Below are 19,631 nucleotides of genomic sequence, written 5' to 3' on the forward strand. Positions count from 1 at the left end.
TGTGACGGCAGGCTTATTCATTTTAATTTGATAGAAACGTAGTGGAAAAAATAGATGCTTTTTTAGCCCAGGCCAGTAATTTGGCCTGGGGCATGCCGTTGCTACTCCTGCTCATGGGCGGTGGTTCCTTCCTGATGCTCTACTGCCGCCTTATCCCGTTCCGGATGATGGGGCATTCCCTCCATATTCTGCAGGGGAAATACCAAGACCCTAACGCAGCCGGGCAAATCACGCCGTTCCAGGCCATGGCCAGCGCGTTGGCTTCTACCATTGGCATGGGAAACATAAGTGGCGTGGCCGTGGGCATTGCCATGGGCGGCCCCGGCGTGCTGTTCTGGATGTGGGTGAGTGCCTTTGTGGGCATGGCCACCAAGTTCTTTACCTGCACGCTCTCCATCATGTACCGGGGCCGCAACGAACTGGGCGCGGTGGAAGGCGGGCCCATGTACATGGTGACCGAAGGCTTGGGAAAGAAATGGAAGCCTTTGTCCGTTCTGTTCGCTTTTGCCGGTTTGTTCGGGACGTTGCCCATGTTTCAGGCCAACCAGCTTACCCAGATCATCACCGATGTGGTGCTGAGACCCAGCGGCATGGTGGGCGAAGACGCCTTTCTGTCTAATTTGTTTATGGGCATGGCCATGGCACTTTTGGTGTCTATTATTCTATTTGGCGGCCTCAAGCGCATTGCTGCCGTGGCCACCAAGCTGGTGCCGCTCATGGTGGTGCTGTACACCGGCTCGGTGCTCTACATCATCTTCTCCAACATAGCCGCCGTGCCAGATATGTTCGCGCTTATCTTTGAGGATGCGTTTACCGGTAACGCCGTTATGGGCGGGGCCGTCATGCAGGTCATTATCATGGGGGCCCGCCGCGCGTCCTTCTCCAACGAAGCCGGTATTGGTACCGCCGCCATGATGCACGGCGAGTCGCAGAACAACGAGCCGGTGCGCGAAGGCCTGGTGGCCATGTGGGAACCGTTCATTGACACCATTGTGGTCTGCACCATGACGGGGCTGGCCATTCTGGTGACGGGCGTCTGGGAAACGAACAGCGGCAACGGGGTTTCCATGACAGCCCAGGCCTTCGGTGCCGCCATGCCGCACGTGGGCAAGTACCTGTTGGTGATCTGCGTGTTCATTTTCGCGTTCACCTCGTTGTTCTCGTACTGCTACTACGGTTCTAAGTGCTTTACCTACCTGTTCGGGTTCAAATACCGCCGCCTGTACGACTACTTCTACATCTTTACCATCATCATCGGATCCATTGTGACCATTACCTCGGTCATCAATCTGGTAGATACCGCCTTCGCCCTCATGGCCATTCCTACCATGGCCTGCGCGCTGGTGCTGTCGCCTAAAGTGATGGCCGCCTCCAAAGATTACCTGGCGAGGTTGAAGGCGGGAAAGATCCAGCGGTTTTAGAACTGCGCGGAAAGAAAATCAATGTTTGCGTTTCGGGGCTGTTTTTAGAAAAATAGCCCCGAAACGCAAAAGGCTGCTCCGCTTGGAACAGCCTTTTCTAGTACTCTAGTTTTGCTACCAACTTACATACTCAGATACAGATTCCGCTCAGCGTAGATCTTGGTGAAGTAGTCGTCTTCCAGGTTGTCAATGAAGTAGATGGCCTCACCGGTAGATTTCATCTCCGGCCCCAGCTCCTTGTTCACCTCGGGGAACTTGCTGTGGGAGAACACCGGTACCTTAATGGCGTAGCCTTTCTTCACCGGGTTGAAGGTGAAATCGGTTACCTTTTTCTCGCCCAGCATTACTTTGGCGGCGTAGTTCACATACGGCTCCTGGTACGCTTTGGCAATGAACGGCACCGTGCGGCTGGCGCGTGGATTGGCTTCAATGATGTACACAATCTCATTCTTGATGGCGAACTGGATGTTGATCAAACCCACAGTATTCAGCGCCAAGGCGATTTTCTTTGTGTACTCGTCAATCTGGTTCAGCACGTTCTCGCTCAAGTCAAACGGCGGCAACACCGCATACGAGTCCCCAGAGTGGATACCGGCCGGCTCAATATGCTCCATCACACCTAAAATGTGCACGTTTTCGCCGTCGCAGATGGCATCGGCTTCGGCTTCAATGGCGCGATCCAGGAAGTGATCCAAAAGTACGTGGTTGCCGGGGCTGTCCTTCAGGATGTCCAGCACCTGGGCTTCCAGTTCCTTCTCATTGATCACAATCTTCATGTTCTGGCCCCCCAGTACGTAGCTGGGGCGCACCAGCAGCGGGAACTTCAGGTCTTTGCACACTTCCAAGGCTTCCTCGGCAGAAGTCACGCTCGCGAAGGGCGGGTACGGGATGTTGTTCTCCTTCAGGAGGGTAGAGAAGGCACCGCGGTCTTCGGCTAAGTCCAGGCTTTCATAGGTGGTTCCCATGATCTTGATGCCGTAACGGGTCAATTTCTCGGCCAGTTTCAGCGCGGTTTGTCCGCCTAGCTGCACAATAACGCCTTCGGGTTTCTCGTGCAGGATAATGTCATAGATGTGTTCCCAGAACACCGGCTCAAAGTACAGCTTGTCTGAAATGTCAGAGTCTGTACTCACCGTTTCTGGGTTGCAGTTGATCATGATGGTTTCGTACCCGCACTCACTGGCCGCCAGAACCCCGTGTACGCAGGAGTAGTCAAACTCAATGCCCTGCCCAATGCGGTTAGGGCCCGAGCCCAGTACCACCACTTTTTTGCGGTCAGAGACTTTGCTCTCGTTCTCGCCGTCAAAGGTGCTGTAGTAGTACGGCGTAACGGCCTCAAACTCAGCGGCGCAGGTGTCTACCATCTTGAACACGCGGTTGATGCCCATGCTGGTGCGTTTCTCATGCGCCTGGCTTTCTTTGCAACGCAGCAGGTACGCCAGCTGACGGTCGGCGAAGCCTTTTACTTTGGCGGTGCGCATCAATTCCACCGGAATGGTGTCAAGGGTGTATTTCAGGATCTCGCGCTCGGTGAGTTCCAGTTCCTCAATCTGCTGCAGAAACCAAGGGTCTATCTTGGTGACTTTCTGGATGGTGCTGGTGGCTACGCCGAATTTCATGGCGTCTTTGATGGTGAACAGACGATCCCAGCTAGGGTGCTCCAGGCTGTACATGAGCTGGTCATAGTTCGTTTTCTCCTTGCCATCGGCACCCAGGCCGTTCCGCTTGATCTCCAGGCTCTGGCAAGCCTTCTGCAGGGCTTCCTGGAACGTACGGCCAATGCCCATGACCTCGCCTACCGACTTCATCTGCAGACCAAGTTGTTTGTTTGCGCCTTTGAACTTGTCAAAGTTCCAGCGCGGTATTTTCACAATCACGTAGTCCAATGCGGGTTCAAAGAACGCCGACGTGGTTTTGGTGATGGAGTTTTTCAGTTCGTCTAAGTTGTAGCCAATGGCCAGTTTGGCGGCTACTTTGGCAATCGGGTACCCAGTCGCTTTAGAAGCCAGCGCCGAAGAGCGGCTCACGCGTGGGTTAATTTCAATGGCAATGATGGTGTCATCCTCGGGGTTCACGGAGAACTGTACGTTACAGCCGCCGGCAAACTGCCCAATACCGTTCATCATCTTGATCGCCAAATCCCGCATCTGTTGGTAGATGGTGTCTGGCAACGTCATGGCCGGGGCTACGGTAATGGAGTCACCGGTGTGAATGCCCATGGGGTCAAAGTTCTCAATGGAGCAGATGATGATCACGTTGCCGATGTTATCGCGCAGCAGCTCCAGTTCGTACTCTTTCCAGCCCATGATGCTTTGCTCCACCAGTACCTCGTGGGTAGGGCTGGCGTGCAGACCGCGGGTAAGCGCCGCATCAAATTCTTCTGGAGTATTCACAAAACCACCACCGGTTCCCCCCAGGGTGAACGACGGACGGATCACGAGCGGGAAGCCGATTTCCTGGGCGATTTCCTTGCCTTCCAGGAATGAGGTAGCCGTGTTGCCTTTGCAGACGTTCACGCCCAGCTCAATCATTAACAGGCGGAATTTCTCGCGGTCTTCAGTGGTCTCAATGGCGGCAATGTCCACGCCAATGATCTTTACGCCGTATTTTTTCCAAATACCGGCTTTCTCGCAGTCAATGGCCAGGTTCAACGCCGTTTGTCCGCCCATGGTAGGCAGAACGGCGTCAATCTGGTGCTTCTCCAGAATCTCAATGATCGACTTTTTCTCCAGCGGCTTCAGGTACACGTTGTCCGCAGTGATGGAATCGGTCATGATGGTGGCGGGGTTGGAGTTGATGAGGGTTACCTCAATCCCCTCTTCACGCAGGGAGCGGGAGGCTTGGGAGCCAGCGTAGTCAAATTCACAGGCCTGCCCAATTACGATGGGGCCGGAACCAATGATTAAGACTGACTTAATGGAATTATCTTTCGGCATTAGTAAAGCGGTATGTATAAATTGCCCAAAGTTAAAGTAGAAAGTTGAGAATTAGCCAATAATCTGCTTTGGGCGGGTGAATTATTCACTTCTTTGTCTAAACTGCTTGGAAATCAGCTTGAACGCAGAAGCCGAATTGGAACAACAAGAGAGTAGGGGAGAGTTCACCCGAAGCAGAAGAATGAAGAGCTAGGCTGCTGAGATGTACTTAGGAGCGAATATTGAGAGGAAGCTTGCGGTTGAATAGGTGCGTTTCAGGGCTGGTTTCTGAAAAGCAGGCCCGAAACGGTTAAGGTTACGAAAACGATACGCAGCACACTCGCGGGACGCGCGCGAGTGGAATCATTACTTTTTTGGGACAATTAAATTGATGTGAGGCTTCAATGGATAGAAAGCTTGAAGTTAATCAGGTGCGTTTCGGGACTGTTTTCTGGAAAATAGCCCTGAAACGTAACCGCTCTTCCGGAGTTCTACTCCGGAAGAAACCTGCCGGGGAGTTCTACTCCCCTTTCTTGCCCGTGGCTCCCGGCGGAGTGGAACTCCGCAGCAGACAAGTTCGGGAGTAGAACTCCCGAACAGCAAGAACCATAGTAGCAGCACTAGCCGTCATCCCTTACCTCTTTAAAGGGGAGCGAACGTGCAATGCAGGTGCGTTTCAGACCCAATTTCCAGAAAATAGCCCTGAAACGCTTTACGATGGCGAGAACGATACTCCCCGGCGCTCCCGCTCAGAGGCCAATTCCAGCTTTGGTAAGAGCGTTTTCAAAAGCCAGTGCTCCATTTCCTCACCCGCATGGAAAGGCGTGATGTCTACCGGCAATTCGTCTTTAAGGTGCTGCATACGGGCCGTGTGGTGCACCCGAGAATCGAGAATCACAAAAGCGCCTTTGTCTTTCTCGCGCCGCACCAAACGCCCGAAGCCTTGCCGAAGCTTGTGTTGGCTGGCCGGATAGTAGAATTTACTCCAGAACAGTCCACCCTCTACTTCGCGGCGGTGCGCCACCAACGGATTCCCCAGCGATGGATTAGGCAACCGGAACACAATTACCTGCGAGAGCGTGACGCCCGGGAAATCTACCCCCGACCACATGCGGTCAAGTCCCAGCAGCACCGAATGCTCTTCCTGCCGGAAACGTCTGATTTCCCATAGACTGGTTCCTTCCTGTTTGAGCAATTCAATGTCATAGGCGGGCAAGCGGGAGTGCAGCCAACGGTAAGCATCTTCCATGTCCCGTCGGCTGGTGAAAAGCACCAGCGTTCTGCCATTGAGGGCCACAATGCACTTGAACAGCGTTTCCATGGAGGTCTGCAACCAAGCCTGCTTCTGGTCTTGCGCCATCTTGTGTTCATAGCAGGGAATGAACGCGGGCACCACGGCGTGTACCTTTTCCTGCTGCTCATAGTTGAACGGCGAGAGGTAGCGTACTTCCTGCGCAAACGGCTCCTGGCGGCCCAACTGGTTCCTGAAGTACTGCGTGTTGCCGCCCACGTACAGCGTGGCCGAGGTGAACAGCAGACTAGGATAGACGTTCTGCAGCTTCTCCATCTCGTCCTGCAGGTAGTACGGCATCTTGCTCACCGACCAGTTCTGGCCGCTCTTTTCCAGTACATGAATCCACTTACGGGCCGGAAAATCGCTGGTGATTTTCTGGAGCGAATCAGCGAACTCGGCGGCTTTCTCTTTGTAGGTTTCCAGGCGGCTGAAGGTCTTGTCCTCGGGCTGTTTCAGGAGGCGCAGGATGCGGTCTATCTTACCGGCCACAAACTGGATGGCCGTGAGCAGCTCCTGCAACGCCTGTTCAATAGCGGCGCTGAATTCTCTCTTTACCCAACGGCCATTTTCCTCCAAGGCCACTTCTTCCTGCCAGCGCTGCTCGCCTTGAATAGGCAAGGCCTGAATGAGTTCACCGCTCGCTCTGATGGTGTCGCAGTCGCGGTGGATGGAATCAATCTCAGTTAATACCAGCTGGGCCGTTTCTGATTCCACGTGATTCACTACCCGTTCCGCCACAATGTCCAGGAAGCCTTTTCGGTAATCTTTGCCCAGCATTGGACGCAGCAACCGGGCTTCCACCACTCCCAGGCTGAAGTTCATGCTCAGGGCGCTTCGGGCGAAATCGGGGAACTGGTCGGCCTCGTCAATGATGCAGTGCTTAATCAGCTCGGTGAGCTTGGGCGGCAACTGCAGCAATTTGTGGTGATTGGTCACGATGATATCGGCCGCGTAGGCCAACTCCATGTGGCGGGCGTACGTGCACTTGGCGGGTTCCAGGCAAAGCTTGGGCACGCAGACTTCCTGCGCGTTGGCCTCCATGAGCAGGCGGTAGGTGTCTGGTAGCAGCGCCCTGATGTTCTGCGGAATCTCCTCCACTTCGCCCTGGGTGTGGTGCACGCGCAGCACCAAGTAAAGCCAGCTCAGCCCCTCGCGGATGGTGCCTTTTTCCTGCACCACCAACTCGTCATACAAATCCAGCAGGGCGGATATACAGAGATAGTTGTTCTTGCCTTTCACAATGGCAGGCCTTAAGTGCGTGTGTAAACCACCCTTGAAACGCAGCCGCGGAATTTCGCCCTGCATCACCTGTTCCTGCAGGTTCTTGGTAGCCGTGGCCACCACTACTTTTCGGCCGGGGTTTAAGCGCAGCAATTCGGCGGCCGCCATGAGGTAGCCCATGGTTTTACCGGTGCCCGTTCCGGCTTCGGCCACAAACGTGCCTTTGTCGGTGAGGGCCTTGTTGCAGAACTGGGCGTACTGCATCTGGGCGTAGCGCTCCGGCAGGCTGTGTTGTTTGTACCAAGCGTGCAGGGCATCATGAATGAGCTGGTCAGAAGGTTGGGCGATGTCTACCCGGGGTTTTACCGCGGTGGTGTCTGTCACGGTAGGCAGCCAGGAGGAAAGCAGCTTCCGGAGATGGTAGGGCGCCACCGGCACGGCTGAGGTAAGCGGCGGCGTGAGCCAGTGCAAGTCCAGCGGCTCCAGCGTTTCAATGTGTTCGGCGGCGGCTTGCAGGGTGCGCCAGGCGCTGCCCATGTACACGGTGCCCAAGTCCAGCACCTGCCGCAGGAGTTGGAGGAACAGAGGCGGGGCACCGAGTTCGTCTTCCGGGGTGCTGGGGATTTTATGCAACAGCACTTCTAGTAGTTTGAAAAGCTGGGTGTGCAAAGCCGCCAAGGCGACGTGCATGGGCTGCGAAGCGGGCTTTTTCTGGGCGGCACTGGAAAGCGCCACCACGTCTGCCAGCTCCATCAGGTTCAGGTGCGGCAGAAAGAACGAGGACAGCACGGCCAAATCGGCAAGGACGGGCGGCGTGGGCATGCCCGCCAGAATGTAATGTTTCAGCCAGGTTTGCTCATGCCGTTCCTGGAAGAAAAACACGTGCGTGAATGAACTCAGGTGTTCCTGCACCTCGGCTTTTACATCTTGCCAGAGGGGAGCGCTTTTCGCCTGTTCTTTGCTAATTTTGGACTGCTTCTGCACGCTGCGGCCAAACTCCACCTCGGGGTTGACGAACCATTCCTTCAGCACCGCATTTCCTTTTTGCAAAGACAATACCCCCACCTGCAGCAGCCCATGTTTGGAGCCATAGGAGCCAGTGGCGAATAAATGCACCAGGGCAAAGGATGGGGAAGCAGCTTTCATCAGGATCTCTTTCACACGTCTAGCAGAGGGCAAAGGTACTCTAAGCTAAGGGATTTGTGTCAAAATAGTACTGGATGCTAAGCTGGTTAGAGGGGATTGTTTTGAGCCTGTTTTCTGGAAGTAGGCTGAAAACTGATAAAGACTTTGCCGGTACTATGGCGCGGATTTACTTCCGTGACTCTCGCTGACGGTTCAGAAAGTCACGGAAGTAAATCCGCGCCATAGAAAAGATAAGAAGGGGATTTGTTTCAAGCCTCATTTCTACAAAACACCCCTAAAACGAAAAAAGCCGCACATAACGCGCGGCCCTTTTCTATATATGCAGTTGTGTTGTTCCTGATGATTAAACAGCCGAAACTTCCGCCAGGGTAGGGTAGTCGGTGTAGCCTACTGCGCCGGTGTTGCTGTAGAAGGTGTTATAATCCGGGGCGTTCAGCTCGGCGTTCTCCGCGATACGCTCTGCCAGGTCTGGGTTTGCGATGAACGGTCTGCCGTAGGCCACCAGATCAGCGAAGCCATCTGCCAACACTTTGTTGCCGGTTTCCTGCGTGAAGCCGCCGTTGATGATGAGCGTGCCGTGGTACAGCGGACGGAAGTGCTTCGCGATTTCCTTGATGGCGTAAGGCAACTCGGCTACTTTGGGAGAGGCCTCGGTGAGGTGCAGGTAGGCCAGGTTGTAGTCGTTCAGGCGCTGCACGATGTACTCAAACGTAGGGGCGGTTTCCTCGTCCACGGTGATGCCGAACTGCTCGTGCATGGACGGGTTTAGACGAACGCCTACGCGGCTCAGGTCAATCACTTCTTTCACCGCGTCCAGCACCTCAAAGAAGAAGCGGGCGCGGTTCTCAGCGGTTCCGCCGTAGGCATCGGTGCGCTGGTTAGAGCAGCGGCTGAAGAACTGGTGGAACAGGTAGCCGTTGGAAGAGTGAATCTCCACGCCGTCAAATCCGGCTTCTACCGCATTCACGGCAGCTTTCTTGAAGTCTTCTACAATGCCTTTGATTTCCTCGGTTTCCAACGCGCGCGGCGTCACGGTTGGTTTGAAACCATCGGCGGTGAACGCCTGGTCATTGGGATTGATGGCCGATGGAGCCACCGGTAAGGCGCCGTTGTGGAAATCTGGGTGCGACATGCGGCCCACGTGCCACAATTGCGCGAAGATTTTCCCGCCTTTTTCGTGGACGGCGGTAGTCACCCCTTTCCAGCCTTCTACCTGCGCGGCAGAATAGATGCCCGGGATGTTGATGTAACCGATGGCCTGCGGACTTACCGGCGTTCCTTCTGAGATGATCAAACCAGCACTGGCGCGTTGGGCGTAGTAGTGGGCGTTCAGCGCGGTAGGAACGTTCTCTGGGTTATTAGACCGGCTGCGCGTCATGGGGGCCATGACTAAACGATTGGTCAGTTGCAAAACGCCTTGGTGGTAAGGTTGCAGCAGCGGTTGATTCTCTATCTGATTCATCTTTTTATTTTGTGTTAAAACATAGGTTGTATATACAACTATCTAGGTAAAAAATATATTAGCGCTCGCGTTCTCTCAGTTTGTCCATCAGCTCGCCAACCTGGATGGCTTCCTCTTCGCTGATTTGGCTGTATTTCTCTTCCAGGTTCTGCATGATGGTGTCAGTCTGTTTCAGCAGTTCCAGGCCTTTTTCGGTGATCATGATGTCCACCTTGCGGCGGTTATCGGCGCACTGGCAACGGGTCACCAAGCCTTTCTCCAATAGTTTGTCTACCAGGCGGGTGGCGTTGGAGTCACGGTCTAGCATGCGCTCCTGAACCAAACCCAACGTGGCCGGATTAGGGTATTGTCCGCGTAAGATGCCCAGCACGTTGTTCTGCTGCAACGATATCCCATACTGCTTCAGTTGGCAGGAAAATGCTTTTTGCAGCCAGTTGCCCGTGAACATGACGTTCACCACCATGCGGCGGTAAGGGCTGCCAAATGTCTTCTGCTTCAATTCGTCCTCTAATTTCATGGGCTTACTGCCGTTGGTTCAGCAAATATACAGTGCTCTGTTGTATATACAATTATTGTAGGGGTATAGTTTCAGGAAGACCCAAAAAAGAGAAGCGTTTACATGCGCAAAATGGGAATTGCGTTTATGGCCTCTTTTAGGTAAAACAGCCTCAAAACAGCCTTGTAAGCAGGCTTAAGCCTGTATAAGAGACCTCTCCTTACTCCGCTTTTACGGTATTTCTAAGGTAACCTGGTTTCTGCGCCTAAACCAGTTTTGGCCCTGCCGGAGGAGCTATGTAACCAGTGGTAGCCGGAGATTCCACGGTGCTGTCCGGGTCGGCGTCTTCGGTGATGTCGGTGGTGGCATCATCGCGGTCTTTCGCTTCCTGATCGGCGGGCTTGTTGGTTTCACAGGCGGTTAGCAGAAACAGGCCGAAAACGGCGGCAAACAAACTGTTTTTCCAAAGAGAGTGGCTTGCAACTGGTGTGGTTTCCTTTTTCATAGCGGTAGGTTACGTCGGTTCGTGTTTTTGCTCTACGGAAAACGCAGGAATGTTGCCAAGAAAGCGGGCAGCCAAAAGTTACATCGGCTGCCCGCGAGGAGTGAACTATCCATTTATTGAGCCAATACCTGCTCCAGTGCCGGGGCAAGGTCTTCAAACTTGGCGTACCCTCGGGTGACCAGATACAGCTTGTCGCCGTTCTGCGCCACCATGGACGGGAAGCCCTGGATACCCCAAGCCTGCGCCTGGGCAAACTCCTGCTGGGCTATCAGGCGGTATCTCTCATCCGCAAAGCGCTCCCCGAACTGCTCTTCTGATAGGCCCGCTTCCTGCGCCAACGGCAAATAGGTTTCCATCTGGTTGAAGTCTTTGCCCTCTTTGAACTGCAGGTCTTGTATGGCTTTGGCGTATGGCACCTGTTGGTCTGGGTGCAGTTCTTTGAAGATGCTCAAGGCAATGGCGGGCGGCTCTGAGTTGGAGAGGTACGTGCCTTTGTCCAGCACCTCCCTGAAATAAGGTTCTCCCATTTTAACCCCGGTGATCTCACTGAGCCGGGGCAGGGCTTGTTTGATGTAGCTGGCCATGTTCCCCATGGGCCCCACGCGGTCACCTAGAATCATGCCGCCACTCAGCACCTCAAAATGAAATTTATCGGCGTACGCCGAATGCAGTTGCTCTATTTGTGGCCCCATGGCGAAGCACCATCCGCAAAGCGCGTCTGAGATGTAAAAGAGAGTGGGTTTGTTATTGGTAGTCATGAGTTCTGAGTCTTGAGTCAATAGTTGAACGGAAGATATAGAGAAGCGTTTTCGAGCTGTTCTCAGGAAAAGAGGCCGAAAACAGGCTTTGCAAAGGTACGGGGATGGAAACAACCGTCTTGTCCAGAGTCGGTTTCTGGAAGTAAACGGGTGTAACAGGACAAGTTGAACTATCTAGTTTCCAGGAGGGCAAGAAGAGATGTTGTTTGTGCCAGTCAATTGATAGTTGAGTTATTATATGAATTTTCTGGCGAAAGCGTAGGCTTGTGTCCACGTATATTCCAGAGCAGCCGGGAGTATGCTGGCGCCAGGGAATCTTCCTGCTTAGGGAAGGCTTTTCGTTCGGTTTGGGATACTTCCTACCCAACCTGAGCAGGGTGCTACTTTCCGTTTAGGGGCTGTTTTTCCAAAAACAGCCCCTAAACGGCGGCATGAGCCCACGCTTTCGCCAGAGAGAATGGCTTTTTCAGATCAGGAAGGAAATACCACACGGGTTCAGTTTCAGGAACCTTACCCCATCACCCTGTTCCTGAATTCCTTGGGCGAAACGCCGCTGTTGCGCTTGAAGAACTTGCCGAAGGCGGACTGGTCTGAGAAGTTCAGTTCCTGGGCAATCTGCTGGATGGTAAGGCCGGGTTGCTGCAGCAGCAGTTTGGCTTCGCTGAATAGCAGTTGGAACAGCAGGTCTGCCACGGTCTGGCCGCACAGCCGCTTCACAATCTGGGTGAGGTAATGGGGCGTGATGTGCAGTTTCTCGGCGTAGAACTCCACGTGGTGCTGGGTCTTGTAGTGCAGCACCAGCAGTTCCAGAAACCGCTGGAAATACAGTTCGTCGCGGCTTGGTTTGGCGGTGGGGTCTGGCTGCTCTGCCTGCTCAATGATGTTGCTCAACTCCAGGAAGAAGATGTGCAGGGCGTTCAGCACCATTTCCTGGTAATAAAGATGGCGCTGCACGGTGACTACCTCCTGGAGGAACGCTATGCGCTGGGCCAACAGCTCGCTTTGCTGGGGAGACAGCTGCAGCAAGGGGGTCTTGTGCATTTTTACCCCGTATTTCACCCGTTTGTACACCATCTCTGAGGAGAACATCGCCTCCACGTACTCTTGGCTCACATACAGTACCACGCCCTTAAAGTCAGGGCTTACCTCCAGTATCTTAAAGAAGTGCCCGAAGGAAAGCAGGATGATATTGTTCTGGCCCACGTCATGCGCCTTAAAATTAATCTCCAACGCGGCAGTTCCATTTAAAACCAGAATAAACATGGAAGACCTGAGATAGACGCGGGTGCCCACGTGCTGGTGCAACGCCGCAGCGGTCAGCTGCATGATTTTGACATTGGAAGGTTCTTCTGTAGTTTCAGAGGCCCCTTGGAACAATTCTGCATCGGTCTTGATGGCGGAGTCTTCTTTCATCTGGCCCAGGGTTAGGGGCTAAAGGTAAGCAAAATAGAAGGCGGTTGTTTCACTTTAAACCAATTTTGCCCAAGATGGGAAGAAGGGCGTGCGCCCCAAAAACCCGACCTTTGCCTTTAGATTTATTCCTGTAAATGTATGCACAAGGTTCTTCCTTTTCTCTTTACTTTTTTCCTAATCTCCGGCCTTCAGGCAGCGGTGGCGCAAGAGCCGCAGAAGCGCCTAGTGAGTTTGCAAGACTTGTTTCGGCTAGCCGATGAAAACAACCGCACTCTGAGAGTGGGCACCTACAGGGAGCAACTGGCCGAGGAGCAGATTCAGCAGCAGAAAAACCAACGGCTGCCGTCTATAGAAGCCTCGCTTTCCTTTACCTACAACGGCGACGGCTGGATTGCCGACCGCGATTTCTCCAACGGCATGCGCGCGCCCATCCCGTCTTTCGGGAACAACTTCGCGCTGGAGGCCACGCAGGTGCTCTACGCCGGTGGGGCCATCAAAACCTCAATTGAAATGGCGAAGCTGAGTAAGGTGATGGCCCAGCTAGACAAAACCCAAGACCGGCAAAACATCAGGTTCCTGCTGGCGGGGCACTACCTGGAACTGCAGAAGCTCCAGAACCAGAAGCAGATTCTGCGGCATAACCTGCAGCAGACCGACAAATTGCTGGCGCAGATTAAAAACAAGGCCAGTCAGGGAATTGCCCTCAAAACCGCCGTGACCCGTTTTGAGCTACAGAAGCAATCGTATGAACTGGCGCTGCTCAAATTGGAGAACAACGAGAAAATCATCCACCATGAACTGGTAGAAACCCTGCAGCTGCCCAAAGGCACCACCCTAGAAATAAACCCGGCAGTGGAACCTGCCCAGATGGAGACCTCTATGCCCGCGCCCTGGCAAAGCCTGGCTCAGGAGAACGCCCCCGTTTTGCAGCAAATGCAGGTGCAGGTGCAGCAGGCCCAGCACCAGGAGACCTTGGCCCGCGCCGATAAAAAACCGCAGGTGGTGGCTTTTGCCGGTGACCAGCTCAACGGCCCCGTCATGATTGAAGTGCCGCCGCTAGACAAGAACTTCAACTACTGGTATGCGGGCGTGGGCCTCAAATACAACCTGGCCAATCTATACAAAGCCAAAACAAACCTCACCGCGTCTAAGCTGTCCACCCAGAAAACCAGGGAAACCCAAGCCTTGGCACAGGATAGACTCATGACCGAGGTGGAAACTACGCGCATTAGGCACCAAGAGGCGCAGGAAGTCTATGAAACCCAACTCAAGAGCGTGCAGCTGGCCACCGAGAATTACACCGTCGTCTATAACCGCTACCTCAGTGACCTGGTCTTGATTACCGAGATGCTGGATGCCAGAAATGCCAAGCTGGATGCTGAATTGCAGGCCGCCAACGCCCAAATCAACATCCTGTTCCACTACTACCAACTCAAAAAACTTACCGGAACCCTTTAATCATTACAGACTCTTTTTTATGAATCGCAAAACCAAAAAGTTCATCTATAACCTGGCGGCGGTGGCCCTTATTGGGAGCGGTCTGGCCTACGTGGCGTCTAAGTTCATCCATTTGGGCAACGTAGCGTACACAGACAATGCCCAGGTGAAGCAGTTGATTGTACCGGTCAACGCCAGAGTGTCGGGGTTTGTGAAGGAAATCAGGTTTCAGGAGTACCAGGCCGTGCAGAAAGGCGATACCTTGGTTATACTAGAGGACGCCGAGTTCCGGTTCCGGTTGGCGCAGGCGCGGGCAGATTACCAGAACGCCTTGGCGGGCAAGCAGGTGGTGACCTCATCGGTGAACACCGCCCAGAACAATATCTCTGTCTCTAACGCTGGCCTGGCCGAGGTGAAAGCCCTGTTAACCCACGCCCAGAAAGAGCTCCAGCGTTACCAGAACCTGTTGGCCCAGGAATCTGTGACCCGGCAGGAGTATGACCGCGTGCACACCCACTTCCTTTCCCTCAAAGCCAAATACCAGGCCCTGCAACGCCAGAAACAATCTACGGTCTTGGCCAAAGACGAGCAGCGTGTGCGCCTTTCCCAGAATGATGCGGGCATTGCCTTAGCCGAAGCGGCTCTTGACCTGGCCAACCTGAATCTCTCCTACACCGTCATCACGGCCCCCACGGATGGCTACACCGGCAGAAAGAACCTGCAGGCGGGCCAACTCATTCAGCCCGGCCAAACCATTGTGGACGTAGTAGACCAGAACGAGAAATGGGTCATTGCTAATTACAAAGAAACCCAGACGCACCACATCAAAGAGGGCCAGGAGGTGGAATTGGTGGTAGACGCGTTGCCCAACGTGCGCTTAAAAGGCGTGGTGAAATCTATGGCCACGGCCACGGGAGCCAGCTTCTCAGTGATGCCGCAGGACAACTCGGCGGGCAACTTCGTGAAGGTGGAGCAGCGTATTCCGGTGCGCATTGAACTAACCCAGACTAACCGCCCAGAGCACTTACGGCAGCTGCGGGCGGGCATGAACGTGGAAAGTACCGTTAACTACTAGGCTATGCACGCTCCTTCCGGCCCTTTTATTATTCCGGCCATCCACAACGTGGTGCCCGAGAGATGGAAGCCTTTTCTGCTGATTCTCTTTGTCATTGTATTCCAGTTTACGGGCGGCATCTACCTGGCTACGGCCAACCAGATGGTGGGGGCCACCGCCTTGTTGCAGGAAGACATCTTAATGGCGGGCTACGCCTCCCTGGCGGGCATGGCGCTGGTGTTTACCTTCATGCTCAGGCTCAAGATGCGGTTCACCACCAAGCATGCCTTTTTGGTGTGCGGCGCGGCGCTTATTGTCTGCAACCTCATTTGCCTGTACACCCACAACGTGCCGGTGCTGGTGACCACCTGTTTCTTTGCCGGTATGTTCAGGATGTGGGCCACCTTTGAGTGCAATTCCACCATTCAGTTATGGCTTACGCCGAAGCGTGATTTGAGTATTTTTTTCTGCTTTATTTACCTGTTGGTACAGGGCAGTATTCTGTTGTCTGGCATTACGCATCTGTACGTGGCGCTTTTCTCCAACTGGCAGTACATCCATTGGTTTATTATGGGCGCGTTGCTGGTGGTCATGCTGGTGACGCTGCTGCTCTTCAACAGCAACCGGTTCATGCGGCCTTTCCCCTTGTTCGGGATTGACTGGCTGGGCGGGGCCATGTGGGGCCTGATCCTGCTGTGCGTGAATTTCATCACCATCTACGGCGAGCATTATGACTGGTGGCAAAGCCAGGAGATTCAGATAGCTACCCTTTTTCTGGCGGTGCTGCTGGCCTTGAATCTGTACCGGGCCTCGTTTATCCGGCATCCGTTCATCGCGCTGCAGACCTTTCAATACAAAGCGGTGTATTTGACGTTCTTCTTATACCTAGTGGTGGATATTCTTTTGGCCCCAGCCCATCTGGTGGAGTCTATATACTTTGAGAAGGTGTTGCAGTATGACGCCCTGCACCTGATGCAGGTGAATTGGATTGGCTGGGCCGGGGTGCTGGCTGGCGCGGTGTTCACGTACTATTTCTTCGCGTTAGCCAAGAACTCCTACAAATCCACGTTCCTGATTGGGTTTGCGGCAATTATGGCGTACCTGCTCTTGATGTACTTTTCTGTTGACTACCAAACCACGCAGCAAATGCTGGCGGTGCCTATTTTCCTCCGGAACTTCGGGTACGTGGTCATCGCCATCGTGCTCATCACCAACCTGACCAAAGTGCCTTTCCACCATTTCTTCCAGGCGGTGTCGGTGCAGGCGTTCATCAGCGCGGCCTGCGGCGGCGCGTTGGGTGCGGCGGTCTTGCACCACCTGTTCAACGGCATCGCGGCTAAGAACTTCCAGCTGCTGTCGGCTAATTTTGACCGCGTAAATCCGCAGCTGGCCAGTACCGCGCCCATACAGTTAGGTGCTTTGCTGCAGAATCAGGTGCTGATGGTTTCGTTTAAAGAAGTCTACGGCCTGCTGCTGATGGCCAGTATTGGGTGCTTTGTGGTTTTCCTGTTCTACAACTACCCATATGCCCCGGTAAAAGCCCTGTACCCCAGAATGCGCGCCATCAGGAGAATGCTGCGGCGGGAACTGGCGTAACGGAAAAGGAGAGCACACAGGCTCTCCTTTTTTGTTTTGGAAGGTGAATGGATTGTTCAGCCACCATGCGTTTCTGGGCTGTTTTCCGCAAAACAGCCCAGAAACGCATGGTGGCTAACTATAGCGCGGAAGTAACTTCCATGAATTACGAACTGACCTTACGCACTGCTGGTGGTGGTTCCCGGCGAGTCTGGAGACTCGCTCCTTTGATTCTAAACCTGTGAGGTCTCCAAGACCTCACAGGTTTCTGCGTTTCTGGCCCGTTTTCCGAAAAATAGCCCAAAAACGCATCGGCGGGGCTCCCCTCTCCACGGGAGAGGGGCTGGGGGTGAGGTCTCTCTTTCAGATTGTTCTGGAGAAGGCAAGTGTGTTTTTTGGCTCAGTTCCAGAAAAGAGCCCGAAAACAGAAAACAATCAGCAACCAACAATCAACAATTATTTCACCGTCAACCGGTTTTCCAGCATGCGGTTGTTGTACTGCTGAATGAAGGCTTTGAGCTTGTTCTCCATCGCGGTACGCACTTGGGGAAGTTCGTCTTTCAGGTTTTGCTTCAGCAATTTGTCTTGCTTGTAGTTGAACAGCCCCAGCGTTCTGGTGCCGTCAAACTGCAGGAAAAAGTCGTTCTCTGTCCACTGGTAGCCGCCCTGGTAACTGATGGCGAAATTGCCTTCCTGGGGGTTGAGCATGTTCTTCCCGAAGGAAAAATACGGCTGGTCGTAGCCTAGGTAGCCCAGCACGGTGGGCATGATGTCCAGTTGCTGCACCACGCGGTCTTGCTCCACGCCTTTGAAATTCGCATCGCCGGGGGCGTAGAAAAGGACGGGCACGGCAAAGTTCCCCAGCGCGGTCTGGTACTCGGGATAATAGGTGTAGGTTGCGGAATGGTCGGCGGTAATCACGAAAAGCGTGTTCTTAAACCACGGGGCCTGGCTGGCTTTCTGGAAGAACTTTCGCAAAGCCATGTCGGTGTACCCGATGGTCTCGAAGATCTCGTAGGGCCCTTTCTTGAATTTGCCCTGGTAGCGGGCCGGGAGCTTGAACGGATGGTGCGACGAGGTGGTGAACACCGCGCTCATAAATGGCTCCTTAAACGTGTTCAGCTTGCCGGCCATGAACTGCAGGAACTCCTCGTCCCAGATGCCCCACATGCCGTCAAAGTCATCGGGGTTGCCGTACTCGGTCATGCCGTAGTATTCCTGCACGCCAATGAGGTTCATGAACGCGTCAAAGCCCATGGAGCCGTTGGGCGCGCCGTGGAAGAAAGAGGTGTGGTAGCCTTTGGCGCCCAAGGTGCGGGGCAGGCTGGGCAGGTTGTTGCTCACGTACTGCGTCAGGACAAACGGCTCCTGGATGCTGGGGATGCTGGTGAGCACGCTGGGCAGCGCGTCAATGGACTTGCGGCCGTTGGCGAAGGAGTTCCAGTACACTTTGCTGTGTTGCATGAGCGAGTCCAGAAACGGGGTGAAGCCCGTGTAGGTGCCGTTTTCCAGGTGCCGGTTGTAGCCGCCCACCGCCTCCTTGCTGAAACTCTCCAGCACAATGACCACCACGTTTTTAGGTCGGAACTTAGCAGAGTCAGCGGGCTGATGGATGGGGTTGTACAGCTGCGCGACTTCCTGCTCAGAAAAGTATTCCACCCGCTGGTAACTGGTCTTGTTGATGGTTCTGATGATGGAGAAAGGCGTGTTGAGCACGATGTACATTTCCTGCGGCCGCTCCACAAACTCGCCGGCGTTGCTCAACGTGATGGGCCGCGTGCTGTGCCGGAACCCGCCGCGCATGGCCCCAATGCTCAGCCCCACCGTAAGCACCAGCAGCACCGTATGCCACGGATAATAGAACCATGGGTTATAGGTAGGCGCTTTCTCCAGTTTGATGCGGTTGTACAGCCAGGCCAGCAAGGCCACCAGCCCCAACCAGATTAAGGCCACATACCAAAAATCGACTAAGAAACTGGAAGCGAACCCGCCCCAATCCTCGTTCGCGAATTCCTTCACCACGCTGCCGGTGGTGCGGCGCAGCGTAAAGCGGTAATAAATGAAATCAATGCAGTTAAGCGCCAAGCCCAGGCTATTGAACACAAGGAACACCCACTTCACCACGGTTCGGTACACTGGGTGGTGCCGGAACCGGAACGGCAACACCATGAGCGCGATGAACAGCAGATTGGTGTACAGCACCGCCGCCAGGTCAAAGCGCAGTCCGCCCCACATGAGGTAAAGCAGGTCAGAGAAGGAGGTTTCGGCAAAGAAGCCGCGGTTGAAAAAGTAAAAGAGAAGCCGACACACGGTATAAAGCAGCATCACCGCCCCCAAAGCCAGCAGCATCGCTAGGTGCACACTCCGCCGCAAGGCCCTCGGCTGAAAAGATTTTATCATGTTCTAAGGTAAGAACCGCAAATTTACTGAACCTGACGCAGATATAGAAGCAAGGTGTAGAGGAGGGAAGCAACTTGTGAGGGAAGGCGAATTCTGGGGAAGATGTGAACCCAGGTAAGGGCTTTGCTTTCTGAGCGAAAGATTTGAGTTACAGGATGGGCTTTCTTGCCGCGTGCTGGTAACCACCCCCAGCCCCTAAAGTAGGAGGGGAGCTTCTGTTCTGCCCCTCAAACTGATGTTGCGTAGACGCTCGCAGACCCTCCCGGGCGCTACGAGGTCTTTTGAGTAGGCGATATTCGTTAGTACCCGCAATACGTGGATCAGCAGGCGTCAACACTCCCCTTCGCCCCCTTCAAAGGGGGAGTATCTGCTAACGTAAGGGTAACGTGTTCTAAAGGAGATTTAGGGAAAACAGGCTTGAAACGGAATTGGCAGAGACACTCACAGGCTTGGTAGACGCTACGAGGTCACGGTATGGCGGAGCGAAACAGAACCCACCCCTCCCCCTCCAAGGAGGGGAATACGGCTTTACAG

Annotated in this window: 13 protein-coding genes; 5 read left to right on the plus strand and 8 right to left on the minus strand. The window is 54.1% G+C overall.

The window, feature by feature from the left end; all coding sequences use genetic code 11:
• Positions 1 to 41: 41 nt before the first annotated feature.
• A complete protein-coding gene (locus HHO50_RS05425) occupies positions 42 to 1,421 on the plus strand; it encodes an alanine/glycine:cation symporter family protein (RefSeq protein WP_370457525.1) in 1,380 nt (459 codons plus the stop codon).
• A 122-nt stretch (positions 1,422 to 1,543) separates the two neighbouring features.
• Here HHO50_RS05425 and carB read toward each other — a convergent pair whose 3' ends face one another.
• The gene (gene carB, locus HHO50_RS05430; RefSeq protein ID WP_181304979.1) at positions 1,544 to 4,357 is read right to left on the minus strand and encodes a carbamoyl-phosphate synthase large subunit; all 2,814 of its coding nucleotides are present in this window, start codon (positions 4,355 to 4,357) and stop codon (positions 1,544 to 1,546) included.
• A 383-nt stretch (positions 4,358 to 4,740) separates the two neighbouring features.
• Here carB and HHO50_RS05435 point away from each other — a divergent pair, with 383 nt between their 5' ends.
• Positions 4,741 to 4,923, plus strand: a complete 183-nt coding sequence (locus tag HHO50_RS05435) for a hypothetical protein (RefSeq protein ID WP_181304980.1) — start codon at positions 4,741 to 4,743, stop codon at positions 4,921 to 4,923.
• A 125-nt stretch (positions 4,924 to 5,048) separates the two neighbouring features.
• Here the strand turns inward: HHO50_RS05435 and HHO50_RS21500 are convergent, their stop codons facing one another.
• From HHO50_RS21500 to HHO50_RS05465, 6 genes are all read right to left on the minus strand, one after another.
• Positions 5,049 to 8,012, minus strand: a complete 2,964-nt coding sequence (locus tag HHO50_RS21500; protein WP_181304981.1) for an ATP-dependent DNA helicase — start codon at positions 8,010 to 8,012, stop codon at positions 5,049 to 5,051.
• A gap of 328 nt (positions 8,013 to 8,340) precedes the next feature.
• Complete coding sequence (locus tag HHO50_RS05445; RefSeq protein WP_219921446.1) at positions 8,341 to 9,459, minus strand: alkene reductase; 1,119 nt, start codon at positions 9,457 to 9,459, stop codon at positions 8,341 to 8,343.
• Positions 9,460 to 9,517: 58 nt separating this feature from the next.
• The gene (locus HHO50_RS05450; protein WP_181304982.1) at positions 9,518 to 9,976 is read right to left on the minus strand and encodes a MarR family winged helix-turn-helix transcriptional regulator; all 459 of its coding nucleotides are present in this window, start codon (positions 9,974 to 9,976) and stop codon (positions 9,518 to 9,520) included.
• 244 nt (positions 9,977 to 10,220) lie between these two features.
• Positions 10,221 to 10,460: a hypothetical protein gene (locus tag HHO50_RS05455; RefSeq protein ID WP_181304983.1), complete on the minus strand. Its 240-nt coding sequence runs from the start codon at positions 10,458 to 10,460 to the stop codon at positions 10,221 to 10,223.
• A 113-nt stretch (positions 10,461 to 10,573) separates the two neighbouring features.
• Positions 10,574 to 11,218, minus strand: coding sequence for a DsbA family protein (locus tag HHO50_RS05460; RefSeq protein ID WP_181304984.1), 645 nt, complete (start codon positions 11,216 to 11,218; stop codon positions 10,574 to 10,576).
• A gap of 510 nt (positions 11,219 to 11,728) precedes the next feature.
• On the minus strand, positions 11,729 to 12,631 hold the full coding sequence (locus HHO50_RS05465) for a helix-turn-helix transcriptional regulator (RefSeq protein ID WP_181304985.1): 903 nt from the start codon (positions 12,629 to 12,631) through the stop codon (positions 11,729 to 11,731).
• A gap of 138 nt (positions 12,632 to 12,769) precedes the next feature.
• On the opposite strand from HHO50_RS05465, the gene HHO50_RS05470 reads away from it, so the two are divergent.
• The 3 genes from HHO50_RS05470 to HHO50_RS05480 are packed head-to-tail and all read left to right on the plus strand — an operon-like array spanning position 12,770 to position 16,718.
• Positions 12,770 to 14,089, plus strand: a complete 1,320-nt coding sequence (locus HHO50_RS05470) for a TolC family protein (protein ID WP_181304986.1) — start codon at positions 12,770 to 12,772, stop codon at positions 14,087 to 14,089.
• A gap of 19 nt (positions 14,090 to 14,108) precedes the next feature.
• A complete protein-coding gene (locus HHO50_RS05475) occupies positions 14,109 to 15,143 on the plus strand; it encodes an HlyD family secretion protein (protein ID WP_181304987.1) in 1,035 nt (344 codons plus the stop codon).
• A 3-nt stretch (positions 15,144 to 15,146) separates the two neighbouring features.
• Entirely contained in the window at positions 15,147 to 16,718 is a 1,572-nt protein-coding gene (locus HHO50_RS05480; RefSeq protein WP_181304988.1) for a hypothetical protein, read from the plus strand.
• A 435-nt stretch (positions 16,719 to 17,153) separates the two neighbouring features.
• Here the strand turns inward: HHO50_RS05480 and HHO50_RS05485 are convergent, their stop codons facing one another.
• A complete protein-coding gene (locus HHO50_RS05485) occupies positions 17,154 to 19,097 on the minus strand; it encodes an LTA synthase family protein (protein ID WP_181304989.1) in 1,944 nt (647 codons plus the stop codon).
• Between the last annotated feature and the right edge of the window lie 534 nt (positions 19,098 to 19,631).

The sequence above is a fragment of the Rufibacter sp. XAAS-G3-1 genome, from assembly GCF_013623775.1.
Classification (GTDB): Bacteria; Bacteroidota; Bacteroidia; order Cytophagales; family Hymenobacteraceae; genus Nibribacter.